Raw genomic sequence first — 22,698 nt, 5'->3', positions numbered from 1 at the left:
ATCGCGCTTACGTCGGCGAGCGCATCAAACGCGCCTTCTCGCGCTCCCAGTCGCGCTTCTTCTCGGTCTCGCGCTTGTCGTGCATCTTCTTGCCCTTCGCGAGACCGATCTCGCATTTGACGCGACCGTTCTTGTAGTGAAAATTCAGCGGCACGAGCGTGTAGCCGCGCTGCTCGACCTTGCCGATCAGCTTGCTGATTTCCTCGCTATGCAGCAGCAGCTTGCGCGTGCGCACCGGATCGGGATGGATGTGCGTCGACGCTTCGGGCAGCGGGCTGATGTGCGTGCCGATCAGAAACAACTCGCCGTTGCGGATCACCACGTAGCCTTCCTTGATCTGGCCGCGCCCTGCGCGCAAGGCCTTGACCTCCCATCCTTCGAGCACGAGGCCGGCCTCATAGCGTTCCTCGACCGAATAGTCGTAGAAGGCTTTTCTGTTGTCGATGATGCTCATGAATGGAAAGTGCCCAACTCGTTTAAAATTACGATTTTAGCAAAGCGGGACAAGGAAAGCCCGCCGCGCTCATCCACCCTTGCCACGCGCTGTTCAATTTATGGCAGATGTCCAGAAAACCGTGTTGATTCGCCATTCGGCGGAACAGATGTTCGACCTCGTCACCGACGTCGACGATTACCCCAACTTCCTGCCATGGTGCGGCGGCATCGAAATTCGTCACCGGGACGACACCAGCATGGAGGCGCGGATCGATATCAACTTCAAGGGCATCAAGCAGCATTTCGCCACGCGCAACTCGATGGAGCGCCCCACGCGCATCGACATGGAATTCGCCGACGGTCCGTTTCGCAAGTTCACCGGTTTCTGGCGCTTCACGCCGCTGCGCGCGGATGCGTGCAAGATCGAATTCGCGCTGCACTACGAGTTCACCAGCATCCTGCTCGAGAAGATCATCGGGCCGGTGTTCAATCACATCGCCAATACCTTCGTCGAATCTTTCGTAAAGCGCGCCAATCAGCGCTATGGTCAGGCATGAGCGCGCGGCTAACGGTTGAGGTCTGCTATGCGCTCGCCGGCGAGCAGGCGTTGATTGCGGTCGAGTTGCCCGCGGGCGCGACGCTGAGGCAGGCGATCGACGCAAGCGGGATTCTGCAGCGCTTTCCGTCGATCGATCTGAACACGCAGAAGGTGGGCGTGTTCGGCAAGCTCAAGCCGCTCGATACGGTGCTGGCCGACCATGATCGCGTCGAGATTTACCGGCCTTTATTGGTCGATCCGAAGGTGTCGCGCCAACGGCGAGTCGAAAAGACGCGCAAGGCTGGGTCGATCGAGGGGCGGCGCTGGTGGAACAAGGATTCGCGCTAGGCGGCGCGAGTCGGCGGGGCGGTGAATTTTTTCGCCCGCCGCCCGTGTCACATCATCACGTCACATCACCTCAAGGCGCCGCCGTTTGCGCCTTCTCGTCCATGCCCTCGATGCGCGCCGTACCCGACGAATCGTCGTCCGAATGTCGGCGCACCGACCACCAGACCCCCGCCACCAGCAGCAGGATCGCCGCGAGTTCGAGCGGGCGCGGCAGGCGCTCGTCGTAAATGAACGCGTAGAGCAGCGCGAATAGCGTCTCGAACACGATCATCTGGCCGGACAGCGTCAGCGGCAGCCGTTTTGCCGCGGCATTCCACAGACCGTTGCCGAGCCACGACGCGCCGATCGCGAGCACCAGGTTGAGCAGCCAGAACGAGTGCCACCGGGCATCGGCCAGCTGGCCCTGCGGGCCGCCGGCCGGCAGCACCGCGACCACCAGCCACAACGCGCCGCCGAGCGCGCCCGTCACGACGCCCCACAGCACCGACCACTCGTTGCCGCTGAAATGCGTCTGACGCTGCAGGTAGCGGGCGTTTTCAACCGCGAACCAGGTCCAGCAAAGGAGCGCGCCCACCGCGCAGGCGACGCCGAGCAAGCGCGTCGCGATGCTCACCGGCGCCGCACCGGCCACCGTAAACACGTCGATATTGATGCACACGATGCCCGCCATCACGGTCGCGAGCGGCCATGCGAGGCGCGCGAGCGGCACGGCGCCGTGATCGCGCCGGCCCATCAACGTGACCGTGACCGGCAGCACGCCGACGATCAGCGAGGCCGGCGCGATCCCGATCAGGTGCACGGCGGCCGTCAGCAGCAGGTAATAGACGATGTTGCCGGCCAGCGCGAGCTTGACGAGCGCGATCAGGTCCTCGCGGCTCAGCCGTTTGGCGAGCGAGCGCGCGATCGGCAGGGCCGCGGCGAGCGACACGACGCCGTACATCGAATAGCGGCCGGCGACGAGCAGCAGCGGGGAGAAGTCGGGCAGCACCCGCGGCACGAGAAACACCATGCCCCACAAGGCTCCGGCCATGACCCCATATATGACACCGCGCTGCATCGACTGCCCCTTCTGGATAACCTGGAATGGGCGGCAGAATAGCGGTTTCGCGGACGGGCCGTCTTGTTCGATCCTGCATTCGCGTCGCTCGATCGCCGATGGCCGCCGGCCAAGGGTCCAGCGTTTGCCTGCGAACGCGCAAACGAAACCCGATCGAACCCGACGCGAAAAGCGAAGCGAAATCGGCGCGCGCCGGAGCGGTAAAAAAGTCGTCTGAAATTCGCTAAGCTGCTGTTCGCGCAGTGAAAACCGGGGTGGTATCGCGTATAATTCGCTTTTGCGCCTATAGGATTTGCCATGCGTCTGATCCAAACAGCACTCACGTTCGATGACGTGCTCCTCGTCCCGGCCTTCTCCGATGTTCTGCCGCGCGACACCAGCCTCAAGACCCGGCTGACCCGCAACATCTCCCTGAACATGCCGCTCGTGTCCGCCGCGATGGACACGGTCACCGAAGCACGTCTGGCAATCGCCATGGCGCAAATGGGCGGCGTCGGCATCGTCCACAAGAACCTCACGCCGGCCGAGCAGGCGCGTGAAGTCGCCAAGGTCAAGCGTTTCGAGTCGGGCGTCGTGCGCGACCCGATCACCGTGCCGCCGCAAATGAAAGTGCGCGACGTGATCGCGCTGTCGCGCCAGCATGGCATTTCGGGCTTCCCGGTCGTCGAGGGTGCGCAGCTCGTCGGTATCGTGACGAACCGCGACCTGCGCTTTGAAGAGCGTCTGGACGAGCCGGTGCGCAACATCATGACGCCGCGCGAACGCCTCGTCACCGTCAAGGAAGGCACGCCGCTCGCCGAAGCGAAGGCGCTGATGCACAGCCACCGCCTCGAGCGCGTGCTGGTCGTCAACGACTCGTTCGAGCTGCGCGGCCTGATGACCGTCAAGGACATCACCAAGCAGACCGAACATCCGGACGCGTGCAAGGACGAGCACGGCAAGCTGCGCGCGGGCGCGGCGGTCGGCGTCGGCGCGGACAACGAAGAGCGCGTCGAACTGCTCGTGCAGGCCGGTGTCGACGTGATCGTCGTCGATACCGCGCATGGTCACAGCAAGGGCGTGCTCGAGCGCGTCAAGTGGGTCAAGCAGAACTTCCCGCACGTCGAGGTGATCGGCGGCAACATCGCAACCGCCGCGGCTGCCAAGGCGCTCGTCGAATACGGCGCGGACGGCGTCAAGGTCGGTATCGGCCCAGGCTCGATCTGCACGACGCGGATCGTCGCCGGCGTCGGCGTTCCGCAGGTCACCGCGATCTCCAACGTTTCCGAAGCGCTGAACGGCACCGGCGTGCCGGTCATCGCCGACGGCGGCGTGCGCTTCTCGGGCGACGTCAGCAAAGCGCTAGCGGCTGGCGCGAGCGCGGTCATGATGGGCAGCATGTTCGCCGGCACCGAAGAGTCGCCGGGCGAAGTATTCCTGTTCCAGGGCCGCCAGTACAAGTCGTACCGCGGCATGGGCTCGGTCGGCGCGATGAAGGACGGCGCGGCGGACCGCTACTTCCAGGACAACTCAGCGAACATCGACAAGCTGGTGCCGGAAGGCATCGAAGGCCGCGTCGCGTACAAGGGTTCGGTCAACGCGATCCTGTTCCAGCTGATCGGCGGCGTGCGCGCGAGCATGGGCTACTGCGGTTGCCGCACCATCGCCGAAATGAACGAGAAGGCCGAGTTCGTGCAAATCACCGGCGCGGGCCTGCGCGAGTCGCATGTGCATGACGTGCAAATCACCAAGGAAGCGCCCAACTACCACGTGGACTAAACGCCCATGAAGCCACTGCTGCGCGTTGTACTGGTCCTCGATGCGTTGGTGCTGCTGGCGTTCGGCCTGCTGTTCGTGCTGACGCCGTGGACCTCGCTGTACGACGCGCTGCAACTGGTGCCAACGGAGCCGATGCTGGTCGGCCAGGCGTTCGGCGTCGCGCTCATCGGGCTCGCGTGGCTCGCGCTGCATGCGTCGTTCGACGGGGCGCTGACTTCGACGGTCGCGAAGGTCGTCGGTCATGTGCACTGGCTGATCGGCGTGCTGATGCTGGTCTGGCTGCTGGGGCTGCATACGCCGTCGCTGACTGGCTTCGGGCAGATGGTGGCGGTCCTGGCCGGTGTCGCGCTGGTGGTGATCGGGCTTGGCGGCGTGCGACTGTCGGGAGTGGTGCGGCGGCGGGAGAAGGGGGGCGTGGTCAATTCCTCCTTGAGCAAGGCCGACAGCCGGGCTGATAAGCGTGCCGCGAAAGAAGCCGAAAAGGATGCCGTACAGAAGCGCGAGCCACGTGTCTCAGCGGGCTTTCCGATCTATCAGGCGGAGCCGGTGCCAGAGCCCGTCGTGCCGGTCACGCGACCCGTCAATCCGGCTGGCGCGGCTCCCGTTGCCACTGCCGCGCCGCTTGGTCCGGCTGCAAGCGAGCCTGGCCTGAGCGAATCCGAACGCGCCGCGCGCGACTCCAGCAACGACGTGCCCGGCGCACCGCGCCCGCCGTTTCATGGCTGAAGCGCCGCGCGCCAGGCCGTTTGCCGAAGCTACCGGGTTTCGTTCGCGCGCATCGCAGGCGGCAAGTTCCGCCGTTGGTCGCGCCTTTGTGCTTCATCGTAATGTTTGCTGTCCGCGCCGTGCCGAGACCGTCGCCGCGTGGACCGCTTTGAATTCATCGCCGCGCCTCGTGCGCGGCATTCCGTATCCGCTCACTTCTGATTCCGTCCGCTGCCATGCATGACAAGATCCTGATTCTCGACTTCGGTTCGCAAGTCACCCAACTGATTGCACGTCGCGTTCGCGAAGCCAACGTGTATTCGGAAATCCATCCATACGACGTCGACGCGTCGTTCATCCGCGACTTCGCGCCGAAGGGCGTGATTCTGTCTGGCGGCCCGAGCTCGGTCACCGAGGAAGACACGCCGCGCGTGCCGCAAGCCGTATTCGAACTCGGCGTGCCGGTGCTCGGCATCTGCTACGGCATGCAGGCGATGGCGCAGCAGCTCGGCGGCAAGGTCGACATCGGCCATCTGCGCGAATTCGGCTACGCCGAAGTGCGCGCGCGCAACCATACGAGCCTGCTCGAAGGCATCAGCGACTTCACCACGTCCGAAGGCCACGGCATGCTGAAGGTGTGGATGAGCCACGGCGACAAGGTGCTGGAAATGCCGCCGGGCTTCGCGCTGATGGCATCGACGGAATCCTGCCCGATCGCCGCGATGGCCGACGAACAGCGCCGCTTCTACGGCCTGCAATGGCATCCGGAAGTCACCCACACGGTGCAGGGCCGCGCGATGCTCGAGCGCTTCGTGCTGCAGATCTGCGGCGCGAAGGCCGATTGGGAAATGGGCCACTACATCGACGAAGCCGTCGCGAAGATTCGCGAGCAGGTCGGCAACGAGCACGTCATTCTGGGGTTGTCGGGCGGCGTGGATTCGTCGGTGGCGGCGGCGCTGCTGCATCGCGCGATCGGCGATCAGCTGACCTGCGTGTTCGTCGATCATGGCCTGCTGCGTCTGAACGAAGCCGAGCAGGTGATGGCGCTGTTCGCCGATCACCTCGGCGTGAAGGTGATTCACGTCGACGCGAGCGAAGCATTCCTCGGCAAGCTCGCCGGCGTGACCGATCCGGAAGCGAAGCGCAAGATCATCGGCGCGGAGTTCGTCGAAGTGTTCCAGGCCGAAGCCGGCAAACTGACCGACGCGAAGTGGCTGGCGCAAGGCACGATCTATCCGGACGTGATCGAATCGGCGGGCAAGGGCAAGAAGGCCGCGCAGACCATCAAGAGCCACCATAACGTCGGTGGTCTGCCGGAGACGCTGAACCTGAAGCTGCTCGAACCGCTGCGCGAGCTGTTCAAGGACGAAGTGCGCGAGCTTGGCGTGAAGCTCGGTCTGCCGCACTCGATGGTGTATCGCCATCCGTTCCCGGGCCCGGGTCTGGGCGTGCGGATTCTCGGCGAAGTGAAGCGCGATTTCGCGGACCTGCTGCGCCGCGCGGACGCGATTTTCATCGAGACGCTGCGCAACACGATCGACAAGGAAACCGGCAAGTCGTGGTACGACCTGACGAGCCAGGCGTTCGCGGTGTTCCTGCCGGTGAAGAGCGTCGGCGTGATGGGCGATGGCCGCACCTACGAGTACGTCGTCGCGCTGCGCGCGGTGCAAACGCTCGACTTCATGACCGCGCATTGGGCGCATCTGCCGCATGAACTGCTCGGGCATGTGTCGAACCGGATCATCAACGAAGTGCGCGGGATCAACCGGGTTGTCTATGACATCTCGGGCAAGCCGCCTGCGACGATCGAGTGGGAATGATTTGACGTTAGTCGCCTCCTATCGGCGACTATCGGAAAACCCGGCAAAAGCCGCGCTGTGCGCGGCTTTTGCTCGTTTTTAGATTCGCCATCTATCGACTGTGCGGCAGCACATCGCGGTTCAGGACGCTCTGGCGCATCGCCCGGGTGCTCTCTTCCATCCGGTATTCCTCGAGCCACTTCGCTGCAAAATCACCGAAGGTCTTCGCCTCCCGCAACTGCTGCTTGCCTCGATGCACCGTTCGCGTGCTTCGGCAAGGCTGATATCGCGATGGCGTCAGTGCGGCGTCCATCGCGATTTTTGCTGCACGCGAACGCTCGCTCGCTCCGCAGGAAATCCGGATTTCTTCGAACAACTCGAGCGCGTCAGCACGCTTCCCACGATTCGGCTCGCGCTGCGTCTCGTACTTTTGACGCTGGTGCGAAAAAGTGAGCTATTGAACGCGGTATCGGATGAGGTCGATTTCGGTGCCGCACGATGGACAGTGCCGGCCGCCCGTATGAAAGCCCGGCGCCCGCACAACATCTATCTGTCTCAGCAGTCCTTTGACTTCTTTGTTGCGTTGAAAACCTGTGCGGGAGGTTCGCTCTATCTCTTGCCGTCACGGTACGATCTGGACAAGCCTATGTCGAGTACGACGTTGAATCGCGTCATCGACGTCACTGTGAAGAAGGCAAAGGCGGGACTGCCGTTAAAGCATTTCGGCGTGCACGATCTGCGTCGCACCGCTTCGACGTTATTGCACGAAGCGGGTTTCAATTCCGACTGGATTGAGAAATGTCTTGCACACGAGCAGCGCGGCGTCCGGGCGGTCTATAACAAGGCAGAGTACGCGATCCAACGGAGGCATATGTTGCAGGAGTGGGCGAACATGGTCGATGCATGGATTGGTGGCCGAAGTCATGCGCCAATCTTGATGCCGCCATCCGACGCGCCTACTCTCTTGGAAGACTTGATCAAGGGAACTACGAAGCGCTCTACGCACGTTTCGCAGCGACGAAGCAGGCTGCCCAGCGGCGATTCGAGGCTGGCGCGAAGGTGGTTGGGCTGCCGGAAGAGTTGGCGGGTGTGTGGCGGCCTGCAATGCGCTACTGGTGGCAGGACTATTTGCAGCAACTAGCCGCGTCGAGAAGTACGCTGATCTTTGGGGCCGACCTGCCGGTGTCGCACTCGTCGTTTGCCGCGCGGAAAGATCGTAGGCCGTTCTTTCGCTACACCGACAGTGCGGTCGTAGTCGGCTACGGGCGAGGTCGCTTCGATAGTCGGCAGCCCGTGCCAGCAGGGCTATGGCGTCCTTGGGCCAGCGTGAGCGCGAGTCGCGGTAGCATCATGCAGTCGTACCTGGAGATCGCTGGCCGACGCGCCGCATTTTCAATTTGCTACGAAGATTTCCTGTGGTGGCCGCATTGGCGATTGTTGATAGACAGACCCGATGCCCTGATCAGTACGTCGAACGAATGGTTCGATTTCGATCTCGCGCTTGCACATATTCAACAGCAAAGCGCTGATTCGATAGCTCGACTAGGCGACGTATCGTTGCTGCGCAACCGGACGAAACGACGCAGCAGAATGCAGCGCTGGTTGGAGAGACCACGGCTGCAGCACTTTCGCTTTCGGATCAGGCGCAGACACTCCGGTCGGCCGCGAGTCGCTTTCGTACATAAGAAAGCCGAAGGGAGTGGAGGTCGCCATGCAACGCCTGCAAAACCGGCGAAGAAAGAGCGGGAAGAAGGCGCACAAGGCATACGCGAAGGAGAGCGTAACGGGCCGCACCGCGTATCACGCAGGAAACCCGGCCGCAGTTGGTTGCGCTGGCGTGAAGCGCAGGAACCGGAGGGACGGGGATGGCGGTTGATAAATCCGGTGGTTTTAGCTCCGCAATGCGCGGACGCGCTTCGGCATGGCAAAGCGCAACATGCGTCGACATTGTGACAAGGTGGCAAACGCGAATAGCGAGCAACCGGTTGCGCAAACGTCGAGATACGGACTGGCCGGACTGTTCGCTTCTGCGGTCATTGCATCGGGCCACGATGCGGTGGAAGGGCTAACGTCCGAGAAGTCAGCATTCGGACCTATCGGCCGCGGAAATCGTCGCCCGGAAGTAGACCAGTTCGTGCAGCGGTTCGGCTATGAACCGACCTACCTCAAGATTGGCTACGACAGCAATCCACACAACAAGCTGTCAACCGGGATCTGGGTGAACGCGAGTAATCCGATCAAGCAGATCACGCTGGAACAGGCCGCGGCGATCTTTACCACGGGAGGTAAGGGAGGCGACATTACCCATTGGTCACAACTCGGCGTGCAGGGGGACTGGGGGCCGGTACCGATTCATCCTTATGTGGCTCGGGATACCGACGCGATTCTCGCGATGATCGATGAGATGCGCGATAAGTTTGGTGGACGGCCGTTTACCAATCGCGTGGAGTGGATGCCTACCGAAGAAAGCGCGATCGACTCGGTCGCACAGGACGCTTTCGGCGTGGTCCTGATGGACTATTGGAACAACGAGGCTCCCATGACTGGCGTGCTAACGTGGAAACGGCTTCGTGACCTCGGCCCAAAGATCAAGTTTGTACCTATGGTGATCGACGATAAGGGCACGCTGTCGGATGGGACAGTGAAAGGTCCGCTGCACCCGATGGCCTCGGCGATCGGAATCAATATCAATCGCGTCCCCGGCAAGCCGTTGGAACCGTGGCTCAAGGCCTATTGTGAATTCCTGCTTTCCAAGGATGCGCAGGATATCATCGGATCGCCTGAAATGAGGAAGGCAGGGTTCAGGCCACTCCAACCGGGCGAGGCTGCCGAAGAGTTGAAGAAGATCGAATAGGTGCAGATGTGCCGTGTTAGAAGTCCACGATTTACAGGCGTTAAGGAACGTCTGCAGAAGTCGTTTTCGGCGCGACGATCTTTCGCATTCGTCGCAGCCCGACCATTGATCCAATTTCGGAGGCGAAGTTCCCCTCGTATTACCGCCGCTCCACGGCTGTGTCGACGAAACGGGTGGCAACGCCGAAGCGATTTCAGGATTTTCGCAGGGCTCTGCGCGCCATCCACAAGTTGCTCAAAGCAAACAATGCGGTGATCTGGGGGGTATTTTTCATCAAGCCACGGTAGCGGGTCTTCGCATAACCGAAGTGCCTTTTGATGACGCGAAACGGGTGTTCGATCCTGGCTCGAATTCCAGCCTTCAGACGTTCGATTTCATCGTATATCGCGTCCAGAGGCCACCGTCGTCACGGTTCTCGTTGTGACGGATCACGCCCTCGATCGCCACGCCAGCCTGGCGTTCGTTCAGCACGATGGGCTGGTTACAGACAATGCCGTGCTGATCCAGTACGTGCGTGTACATGCCTACCGAGTCGGTGCGACGTCGCGGATCGACCCGCGCATAAAACAGATACGGTGACGTATCCAGACTCATGGAGTCGCTCGATGCCTGCCGTCCGTTACCCCAGCGTTCCGTAGTCGGATGCGTGCGCTGGAATTCAACCACGCGGTCATTGGCACGCGGCAGCCGACCGGGCATTTCAAGGAAGCGCATTGCCGCTGAAATGTGCGCCGGGTCCAGTTGCGGGATCATAGCGGTGGTGATCGTCGGTGAGCGTTTCACGTACGCTGGCGGCGTGACTTGCCGGTGGCCTGTCTACGAGGTCCTCAAGCAGCTTGTCAATATCGTCGAGACGTTCTTGCGCCGTGCGCTCGCTACCGTGAACCAGCGCCTTTATCGCGACCAGTTGCTGCCGGTATTCGATAGCAGAGCGTGCTTGCCGGACCGTCGTGCGGTCTTAAGCCTGCCTTACGAGGTCGGTCCTGGACAGAAGCTAAGGAGCGAACGCCGAGCTAGGGGAGTCGTCGATCCGCAGCAGACGGCCCGCGTTGGCGATCACGATGAACGTGCCGACGTTGTGCAGGATCGCGGCCCACACTGCGCCGAGCATGCCGGTCGCGGCGAGCGCGATCACCGCGAGCGTCCACGCGAGGCCGATCGCCGCATTGGTCGTCGCCGTGCGCCGGCATTGCCGGCCAAGGCGGATGCAGGTCGGAATCCGCCGCAGATCGTCGCCCAGCAGCACGATGTCGGCCGACGCGATCGCAATGTCGACGCCGCGCTCGCCCATCGCGATGCTCGTCGAGCCGGCCTTGATCGCCAGCACGTCGTTCAGCCCGTCGCCGACGACGAGCGGATGCAGGCCCGCGCCGATCTCGCGCATCACGTAATCGAGCTTGTCGTGCGGCAGCGCCTGTGCGACCACCGTCTCGATACCCGTCTCGGCCGCGACTTTGCCAGCGACGCGCTCGAGGTCGCCCGTCAGCAGCGTCTGCCGCGCGAGGCCCAGCGTCCGCAGCTCGGCGAGCGCTTCGCGCGCGTCGGGCCGCAGTGTGTCGGCAAAACCGAACCACGCGAGCAGCCGCCCGCCGAGCACGAGTCCGACGAGCGGCCCGTCGAAACCGTCAGGGGCCGGCGGCAAGTCACCGGCATGGTCGGCCAGCAGCGTGGGCCGGCCGAGTACCGCCGTGCCGGCCGGCGTGTCGGCGACGACGCCGAGCCCGCGCAATTCCCGCGTGCGTTCGAACGGCGCAACAGCGGCGCCCGTGAGGCCGGACGCGGCGGCATCACGGACGAGCGCGCGGCTCGCCGGATGCGCGCTGCTTTCGCCGAGCCGCGCGGCCAGCGCACGCGCCTGCGCGGCGTCGACACCGGGCTGCAGCCACACCTGCCGGACCTGCAATTCCCCGCGGGTGAGCGTGCCCGTCTTGTCGATCACGAGCGAATCGACGTCGGCGATCTTGTCGAGGAACGCGGCATTGCGAAGCAGGATGCCGTGCCGCGCGCCGACCGCGATCCCGGCAATGGCCGTGGACGGCGCGGCGAGCACCAGCGCGCACGGGCACGCGGCCACGATGACCGCGAGCATCGCCGATGCATTCGCGGACGTGAACCAGACGATCGCCGCGATCAGCAGGACGAGCGCGAGATACGCGCCCATATGCCGCTCGAGCACCTGCGTGACGGGCGGTTTCGCCTGCTCCGCATGCTGCATCAGCGCGATGATCTTGCCGAGCGTCGAATCCTTGCCGGTGTGCGTGACTTCGATGCGCAGCACACCGTCGAGATTCAGTGCGCCGCCATAAACGGCGCTGCCCGCATCGATGTCGTGCGGCACGGATTCGCCGGTGATCGGCCCGTTGTCGACGCTCGACGTGCCTGCCACCACGATGCCGTCGACCGGAATGCGGGCGCCGGCCACCACTTCAATGCGGTCGCCCGCGCGCAACGCGTCGTACGCGACTTCGACCACGCTGCCGTCGGCGCCGATGCGGCGCACACGGCCGGCCGTCAGCCGGCCGAGCGCGCGGATGGCTTTCTGCGAGCCCAGCACGCTGCGCTCTTCGAGCGCATGGCCGAACGTCATCACGATCGGCAGCAGCGCGGCCGTCGTCATGTCGCCGATCGCCCACGCGGCCAGCATCGCGAGCGCGATCAGGCGATCGGTCACGCCGTGCAGGCTCGGCGCACGCAGGCTGTGCCACGCACTCGCGAACACCGGCCCCGCGACGATCAGCGATGCGAGCGCGGCGAGGAGTCGCGCGAGCGTTTCTCCGCCCCCCGACCGCATGCGCCACGCGAACGACAGCACGAGCAGGCCGCCCGCGAGCAGCGCCAGCGCGATCTGCCCCGTGATCGTGCGGCGCTCGTCGGAGGACAGCGCGTAGGCCGCCGTACCTGCGGGAGCGGCGTCCGGCTGCGTGGCCGGTTCGGCGAGCGAATTCATCGGGCGTTTCCTGGCAGGATCAGGTTCGAGGTGTCGTGCGGATCGATCGTCGTCACGCGCCCGGCTTTCGACAGCACCCGCTGCACGCGATCGCGATACAGCCGTGCCAGCAGCCCCGGATCGCCCTTCTCGCGGAGCGTTGCAGCGAGTTGCCGGATTTCAAGCGTGTCGGTCTGCGCGGTCGCGACGCGTTCGGCCGCGTGGGCCTGCGCGTCCTGCACGATCCGGTCGGCATCCTGCTGCGCGTCCTGGCGCCGCTGTTCGGCGGCGGTGCGTGCTTCGGCGATGGTGCGCTCGGCGACCTGCAGCGACGTCAGCACCGCGTTGAACGCGTCGGCCGCCGCGCCGGGAAACGCGGGCTGCACGTCGACGCGCGCAACTTCGACGCCGAGCCCCGCGTGCGCCGCGTCGAGTGCGCGCAGGTGCCGCGCGATCGCGTCGGCGAGATCGCCGCGCAACCGTTCGCGACGCGCGGCCATCTGCCGGTCGGCGGCCAGTTGCTCGGGCCGTGCGACCAGGATCGCGTCGAGATCGCGGGTCGCCGCGACCTCGACGGCCGACGCGGACACGATCCGCTCGAGCGCCGCATCGAGACGGTCCTGCTGCAGCACATACGCGTACGGATCGCTGACCCGGTAATAGAGCACCGCGCTCAACGCGACCGCGCCGCCGTCGCCGGTCAGCACGTAGCCTGAACCAGCCAACGCGTCGGGCAATCGCGCGACACCCTGCGCGGATGGCGCGAGCGCCCGCGGATCGCGGTCGAGCGAGCGGATCCGCTGCTCGAGCACGCGCGCGGCGCCCGGCACGAGCAGGACCGATTCGAACGGCTGCGGCCACGCGATCACGAGCCCGGCGTCCTGGGTGCGCACGAGCGCGCCGAAACGCATTACGACCGCGCGGCTGTCCGCCGGAATCCGCCGGATGTTTGAGCCGGCCCATGTGCCTGCGGCGAGCACCGCGAGCGCGGCGATGAACCAGAACGACAGGCGCACGGCCTGCGCGCCCGGCCCGAGCGGCGGTGCGGACGGCTCGCTCATCGCGCGGCCTCGTGCGCTTTGGGTGCCGGCGGCGCCTGCCCCGACCCGTCGGTCGGGCCCTGCACGAGCACGCGGAACGGCGCGGCGTCGGTGCGCAGGATCAGGTTCGTATTAGTGCCGACCACCGCGTTCAGCGTGTCGAGCGAACGCAGCATCGTGTACAGGTGCGGGTTGCCCGCATAGCTCTTGCCGTAGATGTCGGCCGCGTCCTTGCGCGACTGCGCTTCGATGCCGGCGGCTTTCACGTTCGCATCGGCCAGCGCGATGCGCGCGTCGCGCTCGGCGTCCGAGCGGATCTGCGCGGCCTCGCGATTGCCGTCCGCGGTACGCTGCGCGGCGACGGTCTCGCGTTCGGCGCTCATCCGGTCGACCGTCGCGGCAAGCGTGGCGGCCGGCAGCGTGAGCCGTTCGAGTCCGACCTGGGCAACGCGCACCCCGTAAGCCGCATAAAGCTGCGCGTCGATCTGCCGGCGCAGTGCATCTTCGAATTCACCGATCTTCACCTGGGCCGGATCGGTGTTCACGAGCGACGCCAGATCGTATCCGGCGGACGTCGTTTGCAGCGCGGAGCCGACGAGCGAGCGGATCTGCCGCGCCGCTTCGTCCGGCTCGTTGCCGACTGCGCGCATGAAGCGCCCGATGTCGCGCGCATCGGCTGGCACGCGCCACGCGACGTACGCCTCCACGATGATGCGTAGCCCGTCGCGGGTGCCGACGTCCTGCAGGCCGCTCGACGTGGTGTGCAGGCGCAGGTCGACGGGCGTCACCGCATCGATCGGCGCAGGCAGGCGCCACTCGAGCCCGGGTTCGAGCAGCACGCGCACGGGCCGCCCGAAGCGTGTGACGACCGATGCCTCGCCGGCGCGCACCTGTACGAAGCTCGCAACCGCGAGCGCGACCAGCACGCACAGCAGCGCGACGGCGACGCGCAGGCGGAACGCGCCGGGCGGCTGCGGTGCGCCGTGATGCACGTGCTGGTGGTCGTGGCCATGGCCGTGGTGCGCATGATCATGCGCGTGCGAATGAAACAGACTCACGATGTCGCCCCGGGTGCAGCGTCGTCCGCGTGCGGGGCGGCGGCACGGCCTGCCGCCGTGTTGCGCCGCCCGTGCGGATATCGCCGCGACATGTCAATGGATGCCGGCCAGATCGCCGGCAGGAGTATTGCGAAGATCGACGGTCGCCCGCGAGCCGTCGGCAAGCCGGTCGTCGATGATCGTCATGCGCGGGTTGCGCAGGCCGCGTTGCAGCCGGTCGAGGTAATACTCGAACGGAAACGCGGGGCCGCCGAGCCGGTACGCGACCAGATCGGCGTCGAAATCGATCTGCTGCACGTGCGCCGACGACACCATATCGACGGCCTGCGCTTCGGCGTGCGCGACCCGTTCGAGGCCCTGCTGCTGCGCGTTGCCGAGCAAGCCGGCCGCGAAGCCGCGTGCCTGCGCGACGCTGCCCTGCGCGCGAATCTGCGCGGCCTGCACGTCGTGGAAAGCGGCGGCCGCACCGGTCGGCGGATGCACGCTCTCGATCACGACCGCGATCACGTCGACGCCGCTTTGCAGCCGGTCGAGCTGCTGCTGGATCGCGCGCTTCAACTGATCGGCCATCGCGGCCTGATTGGTTTCCAGCAGCGATTCGAGCGTATGCGACGCGAGGTAGTGCACGAGTTCGCGATTGGCGCTCGTGCGCACCGTGCTTTCCGGGTCGATCGTGCGATAGAGCGCCGAGCGCGCGTCGGCATCGGTCAGCCCGAGCCGGTAGTCGACCCGGACGTCGGCGTTGACGATCTGGAAGTTCTGGCGGTCGCCGTTCGCGCCGGCGATTACCTGGGTGGTTTCCCACGGATGCGGCACATCCCACAGACGGTCGAGGCGTTCGGGCGTCGGCCCATCGGCTGGCTCGGACGTCGTATCGGCGCTACCGTCATTCGCGCTGCCCGCGATCGCGACCTGGTGCACCGCGCCGTTGTCGACGATGCGTGCGCGCCCGAACGGCCAGGGCAAACCGACGTGCAGGCCCGGCTGCCAGACCGCGACCGGCGCGCCGAACCGTTCATATACCGCGCGCTGCCCCGGGTTCAGCACGACGACGGCGGTGAGGAGCCACGCGCACGCAACGGTGGCGGCCAGCGCGCCCGGCAGCAGCCGCACGAAGCTCCGCCAGCCCCAGCTCTGCCGCAGATCGACGCCGTACCGATGGCGCAGTTCGGCGCCGAGCGACGCGAACGGCGACGGGCGCCGGCTCAGCAGCCCGGCGATCGCGCTGGTCGGCACGACGGCGCCGCACGGCACTGCAAACCACGACAGCACGCCGCGCAGAGCCAGTTCGGCGGCGACGGCTGCATTGAGCAGCGCGACCGCCTGCAAGAGCCAGTCGGCCGTGAGGTGCCGGAATGCGAACCATCCGGCGGCCAGCGCACCCCCGAGCGCGGTGACGAGCGCGACACGCAACACCCGGGTGAGCGACGCGGATACCGCCGAACCGCTGGCGGCCGCCGCATGATGGCGTTCGGCGACCAGTGTAAGAAAGGCGAGGACGATGCAGGCCGCACCGGCCGCGAGCGTGGGTTCGGGCGCAGCCATTGCGCGAACCAGCATCGCGGGTGACGGCGGCTGCCACGCGAGCGCGGCAAGCGCGACGGAGAACGCACCGCCGGCGGTGACGGCCCACGGCCGCCAGTCGATCGCGGCGGAGATCGCCGGCCACGGATTGTCGACTTGCTGCGCCTCCTGCTTGTGGCTGAATGCGCTGCGCAGCCAGTTCTTGAGCAGGCCGGCCGCCGAGCCCTGCGGCGGATGGCGGCGTGCACGATCGGCGAGCAGCACGCCGATCGCGACGACGAGCACGTTGCACCATGCGCTGGCGAGCGGCGCGCACCAGCGCAGGTCTACGGGCAGGAAGTCCACGGCGCTCAGCGTGGCGAGCGCTGCGACCAGCAACGCGGCGGCCCTTGCGACCGGCGCGAACGCGTCGCGGCCGGCCGGGCTGCAGGGAGTGTCGTCGTTGCCTTCCGCCTGTTGCCCCATCGGAGCTTCCTTACGTACGAGTTACAGAGTGCGCAGGAGTCCGTGCGGAATTCTGCGAGCGGCAATGTAGCGCGACGGATGATGAAACTCAAGGTGAGCAACGCGAGTGGGGGTATCCGCGCTTACCGGGAGAAATTCGTGATGGAGAATGTTGAGCCAATCGCGGCAAGGCTTTGCGGGCAGGCAGGTATAGATTGATGAGGAATTTTGAATTTCACTATTAATCTAGATTTTTAAAGATGGCTTTAAACGGCTTGATGAAAATGAGAAGTGCGATTACCTGGCCGCGTCCGGTTGGAACAACGTTGTCAGTGACTTCGCAACATCGTCGTAACAGTCACCCATTGCCGGACCGATCGCGCGCTTGATGCTTTGTCCCTTGCGTCAGACGCCGCACTCCTGCCATCGGTTCTTTGGATCAAGCCCGGTGGAATTCCTTTGCCGACTTCCTTTCATCGCGAAAGAAAACTTAAAGAAATTCTCGGCTTGAACAATTGATCTGAAGAATGCTGCGGCACTGCCGTTAACCCTTATGTGAGGTTCTGGCAGGGTCCCGGTCGTCCAGACCGGCGCTGCTTTGTCAGACGTCAATCGCAAGTAGGGATGAGATGCATCTGTTCGCAACTCGGGGCGCACTTGCGGTTCCATTGTTGTCCTGAGAAAGCGAATTATGAATTTCAGCAATATGAAACTCGGCGCCAAACTGATCACCGCCTTTGTGCTGGTCTCGACCATCAGTGCCATCGTCAGTGCAATTGGCCTGCGCAATATGTCGCAAATCAGTGCAAACGCAGACAAAACCTATCGGCAGGATCTCGTCGGGCTCAACCTCATTCAGCAGGCAAACGCCGACGTCCTGAGAGTCGGTACATACCTGCGCAATGCCATCCTCGCTCCCACGCCCGAGCAGCGGACTACCTCGATGGGTCAGGCTGAAAAAGCCCTCGCGTCGGCACGCGATCACCTTAACCAGGCCGAACCCCTCGTCTACACGGAGAAGGGCAAGGCCACCTTCACCGAACTCGACCAGGGCTGGCAGGACTACATCCAGGCGTTCAACGAATTCAAAGCCAGGATCAATGCAGCCGGGCCACAGGACCGGGACGGGCTGACTGATTACCTTTTGGGCGAGTACCACCATAAGGGCTTCAGGACCCTGGTCCTGATGGGCAACCTCGTGATTCTCAAACAGGGCGATGCGCAAAAAACCGCCGAGGCCAACGACGCGGTATACGGTGAAAGCCGCAATCTGATGTTTGTTCTGGTGGCGATGTCCGTTTTGATCGGCCTGGGAATTGGAGTCTGGATGATGCGTAGCGTGACGCGTCAGTTGGGAACTGAACCGGCGACGGCCGCGGCGCTCGCCAGAAGCGTCGCTGCCGGTGACCTGAATGTCAGGATCGATCTGCGTCCCGGCGACACTAGCAGCCTGATGGCATCGCTGAAGGCAATGTGCGATGCCCTGATGCGGGTCGTCTCGGACGTGCGCGAGAACGCCGAAGGTGTGGCCGCAGCAAGTGCGCAGCTCGCGCAAGGTAATCAGGATCTGTCGAGCCGCACGGAGCAGCAGGCGGCCTCTCTTGAAGAAACGGCATCGAGCATGGAAGAGCTGACCGCAACGGTCCGTCACAACACGGACAATGCGAAGCAGGCCGCAACGCTCGCGGGCACCGCCTCGAACGTTGCACAGCGGGGCGGCGAAATTGTCGGGCGGGTAGTCGAGACCATGCGCGACATCACCGCCAGTTCGACCAGGATGTCCGAGATTATTGGTGCGATCGAGGGCATCGCCTTCCAGACCAACATCCTGGCGCTGAACGCTGCGGTCGAGGCGGCTCGCGCTGGTGAACAGGGACGTGGCTTCGCTGTGGTCGCCGGTGAAGTCCGCACGCTCGCGCAGCGCAGCGCTACCGCTGCAAAGGAAATCAAGGAGTTGATCTCCGCCTCGGTCGGCCGGGTGGAGGCTGGCTCGATGCTCGTCGAAGAAGCTGGTGGAGCGATCAAGGAGATCGTCACGTCGGTAAAGCGCGTGACGGACATCGTGGGCGAGATTTCGTCGGCATCGAGCGAGCAGAGCAGCGGTATCGAGCAGGTGAATCAGGCAGTTAACCAGATGGACCAGGTCACCCAGCAGAACGCTGCGCTCGTGGAAGAAGCTTCGGCCGCAGCACAGAACATGGCGCAGCAGGCAGAAAGCCTCCGGGACGCGGTCTCTTTCTTCAAGGTCGCCAGCGGGCAGGTAAGTGCATCGCAAGCGATGACGCCACGCAAGGATCCACAGCGGATGCCGCCGAGACATTCAGCGTCCTCGGCTGTTATCACCGCGTAGGCAGTGAAAGTCGTTCGTTCTTTCGCGGGCGAACGTGCAGGAAAAACGACTAGGGGCGAAGCGGGCTGACGCAGCGAGCTAAACGCTGCGCACGAGTGGCAACCCCTCGAGCCATTGCCTTCGGCGACTGGACCGGCGCATGCGAGCCGTGAGGTCGCCGGGGAGGAAGCGACATGGATGGAGACACGGGCTCGCCGATGACGCGGGTTCGAAGAAGCAACGCGAGATGCGACTGCAGTCGGTGTGCAGCGCACTAAAGGCCGTCTTGCCGTCTCCATGCCGGTTGACGCAGGCTTCGTCACTTAGTCCATGCAAGCTGCTGCAGGTGACGACCGGATGAGAAACGGCGAGATTCGACTAACGGGTTCTGTTCGGATCGTGACAAAAACTATGGGATCGCACGCGTCTCTCAATGTATCGAAAACGGTCGTGAAGTCGTTGGAGGTAGCAAAAATAGATCATGTCTTTCTGGTCCCCGGGAAGCTGATCTACCCGCTGCTCAAGGCCATTGACGAATCGCCAACGATCCGCGCGATCGTCGGCGCCCATGAAACAGGCAGCGCTTTCATGGCAGACGGTTATGCGCGGGCGAGCCGGAAATTCGGCGTCTGTGTGGGCATTTCCGGGCCGGGCACCATGAATTTCGTGCCCGGAATGGCAGCCGCCCAGGCAGACCGGATCCCAGTGCTTTATATCGCCGGGGGCGTCTCGTCGGGCGCGGAAGGCAAAGGCGCGTTCCAGGACGGTACTCAGGGCGGCATCTTCGAAAGTGCCGTGGTGAGGGGCCTGATGGAAGATGTCGTTGATCTCAAGAACAAGGGCAACATTCAGGCCGAAATGCGCCGCGCGACGGACGGGCTGAACTGGATGCGTCGGGCGCGATCATTTGTCAGCATTCCTGTCGATGTACAGCAACAGGATGTTCCGGGTAGTCAGGAGGCCGCGCGCACACCGTACTACCAAAGCGAATTCAACGCACGCGAAGTTCCCGCCAACCGCGCAGCGTTGGATGCCTTGTGCGACCAGTACCTGCTCGGGTCGAAGAGGGTCGCGTTTCTAATCGGAAGCCGTGGCAACGATGCGCGAACGGCACAGGCACTTCTCGAGGTAGCCGAAAAATTCCATATACCTGTTGCGACGACGCTTTCAGGAAAGGGGGCGTTTCCTGAGGAGCACCCCCTCGCGCTCGGCGTCTATGGATTCGCCAGCCACTCCAGGGCGGTTCGCGCGATCAACACCGACGAACTCGACGCCCTGATCGTGTTCGGCAGCGACCTGAATCAACGCGACAGCATGAACTGGAGCAGAAAGTTGCTCGCGGGCAAAGAGGTGATCGTCTTCGACGACAGCTTCGATCCGCCCGCTACTGGCCACATCGCTCAAGGAACGATTTTTTCGGGAATTGGCGCGTCCTTCCGCTTGCTGGCCGAAAAGAAGGTGGAAACGGGCGCCGGGTTCCGGCAGGTGCGGGAAAAAAGAAAGGCATGGGTGGCCGACCTCAACACGACTGCCCTGTACGATTATCAATTCGAGCAAGCCGGGGGGCAGGTTTCAGATAGCGATCAACGGCTCTATCCTGGGGACGTGGTGAAGCGTCTGTGCCGGCTGCTGCCGAAGGACAGCAATGTCGTCGTGGACTCCGGTGCTCATCGAATATTCATGGCTCACTATTGGCTGTCGTCGGGAATGGGCAACTATTTTTCGTCGAGCTCTCTCGCGCCGATGGGGTGGGCTATTGCCGCTGGAATCGGCGTCAAGCTTGCTGCACCAGAACGGCCGTGCGTTGTCGTGACCGGTGACGGTTGCATGATGATGCATGGAATAGAAATTCAGACCGCAGCCCGATATCGCGTCAAGGTGATTTATGTCGTTTTGAATAACGCCGCACATGGCGCAATCCATATCGACGCGGTCGGCAATGGTTCGATTTCGGAACAGTTCACCCGGCTGCCCAGTCATGACTGGACGGCTTTTGCGTCCTCACTCGGTGTAGCGGCGCGCAATGTCGAGCACCTTGACGAGTTGGAAGGAGCCCTCAGCGAAGCGATGCAACACGAGGGGCCATTCCTGATAGAAGTGAAGACGGGCGTCTTTCCCGCACCGAACCGGTACTATGCGCAAGCCACCACTCACGGTGAGGCCGTCGAACTCGAGTTCGATGTGAGGCGGCTCACCGGCGATCGTGCCGACGTTGGCGACGACGAGTCATGCGAGATCATCGTTTGAATTGAGTTCCTTCGAAGAGCGCATGTTGCGTCGCTCGCCCGTCCAGCGCATGGAGCAGATGCTTCGGGCGAGCGTGCCGATCTCGCGCGTGTCCACGTGCACCGTCGTCAGGGGCGGCCGCGCTTCGCGCGCGATCGCGAGACCGTCGGAGCCGGTGTCCGAAAGCTGCTCAGGAATCGCGATATCGAGTTCTTCTGCCTCCCGCAAAACGCCCATCGCAATTCGATCGTTGCCGCAGATCGCCGCCGCAGGGCGCGGTCCGGCTCCTGCCAGAGCGCATGCAGGGCCCGCCGGCAGAAATCGAGTGTTGTTTGACCCTCGAACTGCAACACCATTTGTAGTCCAAAAGTTTATCAAATTACGCAATTGAATATAAAGCTATCGAATAAAATCTGAAAATCTCGACTTCAAAACAAAATTCGAGCTGGTTAAAGAGAACAGGGGATTGTTCGCTACCTCCATCCTCGTTGTTGGTGCCCTGCCTATATTTGAAAATCATCTAGCGGACCTCCTCCCGCCGCCCTGCCGGGCGACGAGGTTAAAGTGAGTTTGCCGAAACAGCTTTAACCGGAAGGAGGTCATCATGAACTATAGCGGCATTGACCTGCATTCGAACAATAGCGTGGTGAGCGTGATCGACGAAACGGACCGCGTGGTCGCCGAAAAACGCCTGCCGAACGACCTGGCGAGGATCCTGGCGTTCCTTGCTCCGTGGCGAACCGGGCTGGCCGGCGTCGTGGTCGAATCCACGTTCAACTGGTACTGGCTTGTAGACGGCCTGCAGACGGCCGGCTACGTGGTCCATCTGGCCAACACCACCGCGATCAAGAAATACGACGGGCTCAAGCACAGCGGTGACGAGACCGACGCGCGCTATCTGGCCCACCTGCTGCGCCTGGGCATCCTGCCTACCGGCACCATTCTGCCGGCGAAGCACCGTGAGGTGCGCGACCTGGCCCGCAAACGCATGCAACTGGTGCGCAGCCGCACCAGCCACATTCTCGCCGTTGAGAACATTACGGCGCGTCAGTCCGGTACGCGAATCACGAGCAATCAGGTCAAGCAACTGGACCAGACCACTGTCGACCAGCTGCATCTCCCAGACGACGTGGCGCTCGCGGTCCGAGCGAACGTCGCGGTCATCGCGACGCTCTCCGCACAGATCGCCATCGTGGAAAAGCGTCTTCACGAAAAGGTCGCGCCACGTCCGGACTACACCCTCCTGACCACGGTACCTGGCATTGGCCAGACGCTTGCCACCGTGATCGTGCTGGAAACCGGGACCATCGAACGCTTCGCCAGCGCTGGCAACTTCGCCTCCTATGCGCGGTGCGTGGACAGCCAGCGCATGAGCAACGGCAAGAAAAAAAGCGAGGGCAATACCAGGAATGGAAATCCATACCTGTGCTGGGCATTCATCGAGGCGGCCAACTTCGCGATGCACTTTAGCACCGAAGCCAGGCAGTTCTACGAGTGCAAGAAAGCCAAAACGAATTCAGTGATCGCCCGCAAGGCACTGGCCCACAAGCTCGCCCGTGCGTGCTTCCACATGCTGAAGGAGCGAAAGCCATTTGATGTGACCCGCTGCTTCACATAAGCGTTACGACGGCGACCGGCAAGCCCTGATCGTTGACTG

At 63.7% G+C, this 22,698-nt stretch carries 17 protein-coding genes and 4 pseudogenes; 11 read left to right on the top strand and 10 right to left on the bottom strand.

The window, feature by feature from the left end; translation table 11 throughout:
- Window positions 1-7: 7 nt before the first annotated feature.
- Complete coding sequence (gene smpB / locus AB3X96_RS30715) at window positions 8-454, bottom strand: SsrA-binding protein SmpB (protein ID WP_013089686.1); 447 nt, start codon at window positions 452-454, stop codon at window positions 8-10.
- Window positions 455-554: 100 nt separating this feature from the next.
- On the opposite strand from smpB, the gene AB3X96_RS30710 reads away from it, so the two are divergent.
- Window positions 555-992 carry a type II toxin-antitoxin system RatA family toxin gene (locus AB3X96_RS30710; protein ID WP_013089685.1) on the top strand — a complete coding sequence of 146 codons (438 nt, stop codon included), beginning with the start codon at window positions 555-557 and terminating at the stop codon, window positions 990-992.
- On the top strand, window positions 989-1,321 hold the full coding sequence (locus AB3X96_RS30705) for an RnfH family protein (RefSeq protein WP_368592661.1): 333 nt from the start codon (window positions 989-991) through the stop codon (window positions 1,319-1,321). Before AB3X96_RS30710 ends, AB3X96_RS30705 begins: the two co-directional genes overlap by 4 nt.
- Before the next feature lie 70 nt (window positions 1,322-1,391).
- On the opposite strand, the gene AB3X96_RS30700 is transcribed toward AB3X96_RS30705, so the two are convergent.
- Window positions 1,392-2,378 carry a DMT family transporter gene (locus AB3X96_RS30700; protein ID WP_368592660.1) on the bottom strand — a complete coding sequence of 329 codons (987 nt, stop codon included), beginning with the start codon at window positions 2,376-2,378 and terminating at the stop codon, window positions 1,392-1,394.
- 297 nt (window positions 2,379-2,675) lie between these two features.
- Between AB3X96_RS30700 and guaB the strand changes: the two genes are divergently transcribed.
- The 3 genes from guaB to guaA all read left to right on the top strand — a co-directional run bounded on the left by guaB (window position 2,676) and on the right by guaA (window position 6,661).
- On the top strand, window positions 2,676-4,136 hold the full coding sequence (guaB, locus tag AB3X96_RS30695) for an IMP dehydrogenase (protein ID WP_368592659.1): 1,461 nt from the start codon (window positions 2,676-2,678) through the stop codon (window positions 4,134-4,136).
- Window positions 4,137-4,142: 6 nt separating this feature from the next.
- Window positions 4,143-4,862, top strand: a complete 720-nt coding sequence (locus AB3X96_RS30690) for a hypothetical protein (RefSeq protein WP_368592658.1) — start codon at window positions 4,143-4,145, stop codon at window positions 4,860-4,862.
- Window positions 4,863-5,077: 215 nt separating this feature from the next.
- A complete protein-coding gene (gene guaA, locus AB3X96_RS30685) occupies window positions 5,078-6,661 on the top strand; it encodes a glutamine-hydrolyzing GMP synthase (RefSeq protein ID WP_013089680.1) in 1,584 nt (527 codons plus the stop codon).
- Window positions 6,662-6,752: 91 nt separating this feature from the next.
- On the opposite strand, the gene AB3X96_RS30680 is transcribed toward guaA, so the two are convergent.
- A complete protein-coding gene (locus tag AB3X96_RS30680; RefSeq protein ID WP_368592657.1) occupies window positions 6,753-6,953 on the bottom strand; it encodes a hypothetical protein in 201 nt (66 codons plus the stop codon).
- Between AB3X96_RS30680 and AB3X96_RS30675 the strand changes: the two are divergent.
- From AB3X96_RS30675 to AB3X96_RS30665, 3 genes and pseudogenes are all read left to right on the top strand, one after another.
- Window positions 6,937-7,589, top strand: a pseudogene (locus AB3X96_RS30675) (tyrosine-type recombinase/integrase); the annotation flags it as partial. The gene AB3X96_RS30680 and the pseudogene AB3X96_RS30675 sit on opposite strands and share 17 nt — an antisense overlap.
- Before the next feature lie 155 nt (window positions 7,590-7,744).
- Window positions 7,745-8,593 carry a hypothetical protein gene (locus tag AB3X96_RS30670; protein ID WP_368592656.1) on the top strand — a complete coding sequence of 283 codons (849 nt, stop codon included), beginning with the start codon at window positions 7,745-7,747 and terminating at the stop codon, window positions 8,591-8,593.
- On the top strand, window positions 8,562-9,494 hold the full coding sequence (locus AB3X96_RS30665; RefSeq protein ID WP_368592655.1) for a PstS family phosphate ABC transporter substrate-binding protein: 933 nt from the start codon (window positions 8,562-8,564) through the stop codon (window positions 9,492-9,494). The genes AB3X96_RS30670 and AB3X96_RS30665 overlap by 32 nt, the downstream gene beginning before the upstream one ends.
- A 193-nt stretch (window positions 9,495-9,687) precedes the next feature.
- Here the strand turns inward: AB3X96_RS30665 and AB3X96_RS30660 are convergent.
- From AB3X96_RS30660 to hflK (AB3X96_RS30635), 6 genes and pseudogenes are all read right to left on the bottom strand, one after another.
- A pseudogene (locus AB3X96_RS30660) lies at window positions 9,688-9,870 on the bottom strand (transposase); the annotation flags it as partial.
- Between the two features lie 29 nt (window positions 9,871-9,899).
- Window positions 9,900-10,250: pseudogene (locus AB3X96_RS30655) on the bottom strand (Tn3 family transposase); the annotation flags it as partial.
- Between the two features lie 238 nt (window positions 10,251-10,488).
- Entirely contained in the window at window positions 10,489-12,441 is a 1,953-nt protein-coding gene (locus AB3X96_RS30650; RefSeq protein ID WP_368592654.1) for a heavy metal translocating P-type ATPase, read from the bottom strand.
- Entirely contained in the window at window positions 12,438-13,481 is a 1,044-nt protein-coding gene (hflK, locus tag AB3X96_RS30645) for a protease modulator HflK (RefSeq protein WP_368592653.1), read from the bottom strand. Before hflK (AB3X96_RS30645) ends, AB3X96_RS30650 begins: the two co-directional genes overlap by 4 nt.
- Window positions 13,478-14,518 (bottom strand): protease modulator HflC, encoded by a 1,041-nt coding sequence (gene hflC, locus AB3X96_RS30640; RefSeq protein WP_368592652.1) that lies wholly within the window; start codon window positions 14,516-14,518, stop codon window positions 13,478-13,480. Before hflC ends, hflK (AB3X96_RS30645) begins: the two co-directional genes overlap by 4 nt.
- Before the next feature lie 93 nt (window positions 14,519-14,611).
- Window positions 14,612-16,507 (bottom strand): protease modulator HflK, encoded by a 1,896-nt coding sequence (gene hflK, locus AB3X96_RS30635; RefSeq protein WP_368592651.1) that lies wholly within the window; start codon window positions 16,505-16,507, stop codon window positions 14,612-14,614.
- Window positions 16,508-17,177: 670 nt separating this feature from the next.
- Between hflK (AB3X96_RS30635) and AB3X96_RS30630 the strand changes: the two genes are divergently transcribed.
- Both AB3X96_RS30630 and AB3X96_RS30625 read left to right on the top strand, forming a co-directional pair.
- Complete coding sequence (locus AB3X96_RS30630; RefSeq protein ID WP_368592650.1) at window positions 17,178-18,836, top strand: methyl-accepting chemotaxis protein; 1,659 nt, start codon at window positions 17,178-17,180, stop codon at window positions 18,834-18,836.
- 336 nt (window positions 18,837-19,172) lie between these two features.
- A complete protein-coding gene (locus tag AB3X96_RS30625) occupies window positions 19,173-21,062 on the top strand; it encodes a thiamine pyrophosphate-binding protein (RefSeq protein WP_368592711.1) in 1,890 nt (629 codons plus the stop codon).
- Here the strand turns inward: AB3X96_RS30625 and AB3X96_RS30620 are convergent.
- Window positions 21,052-21,385, bottom strand: a pseudogene (locus tag AB3X96_RS30620) (substrate-binding domain-containing protein); the annotation flags it as partial. The gene AB3X96_RS30625 and the pseudogene AB3X96_RS30620 sit on opposite strands and share 11 nt — an antisense overlap.
- A 260-nt stretch (window positions 21,386-21,645) precedes the next feature.
- Here AB3X96_RS30620 and AB3X96_RS30615 point away from each other — a divergent pair.
- A complete protein-coding gene (locus tag AB3X96_RS30615) occupies window positions 21,646-22,659 on the top strand; it encodes an IS110 family transposase (protein ID WP_368592649.1) in 1,014 nt (337 codons plus the stop codon).
- Window positions 22,660-22,698: the final 39 nt, after the last annotated feature.

The sequence above is a fragment of the Paraburkholderia sp. BR13439 genome, assembly GCF_040948805.1.
In the GTDB taxonomy this organism is placed as follows: Bacteria; Pseudomonadota; Gammaproteobacteria; order Burkholderiales; family Burkholderiaceae; genus Paraburkholderia; species Paraburkholderia youngii.
The sequence above is the reverse complement of the archived record's forward strand: the minus strand, read 5'-3'. Positions and strand labels throughout refer to the sequence as shown.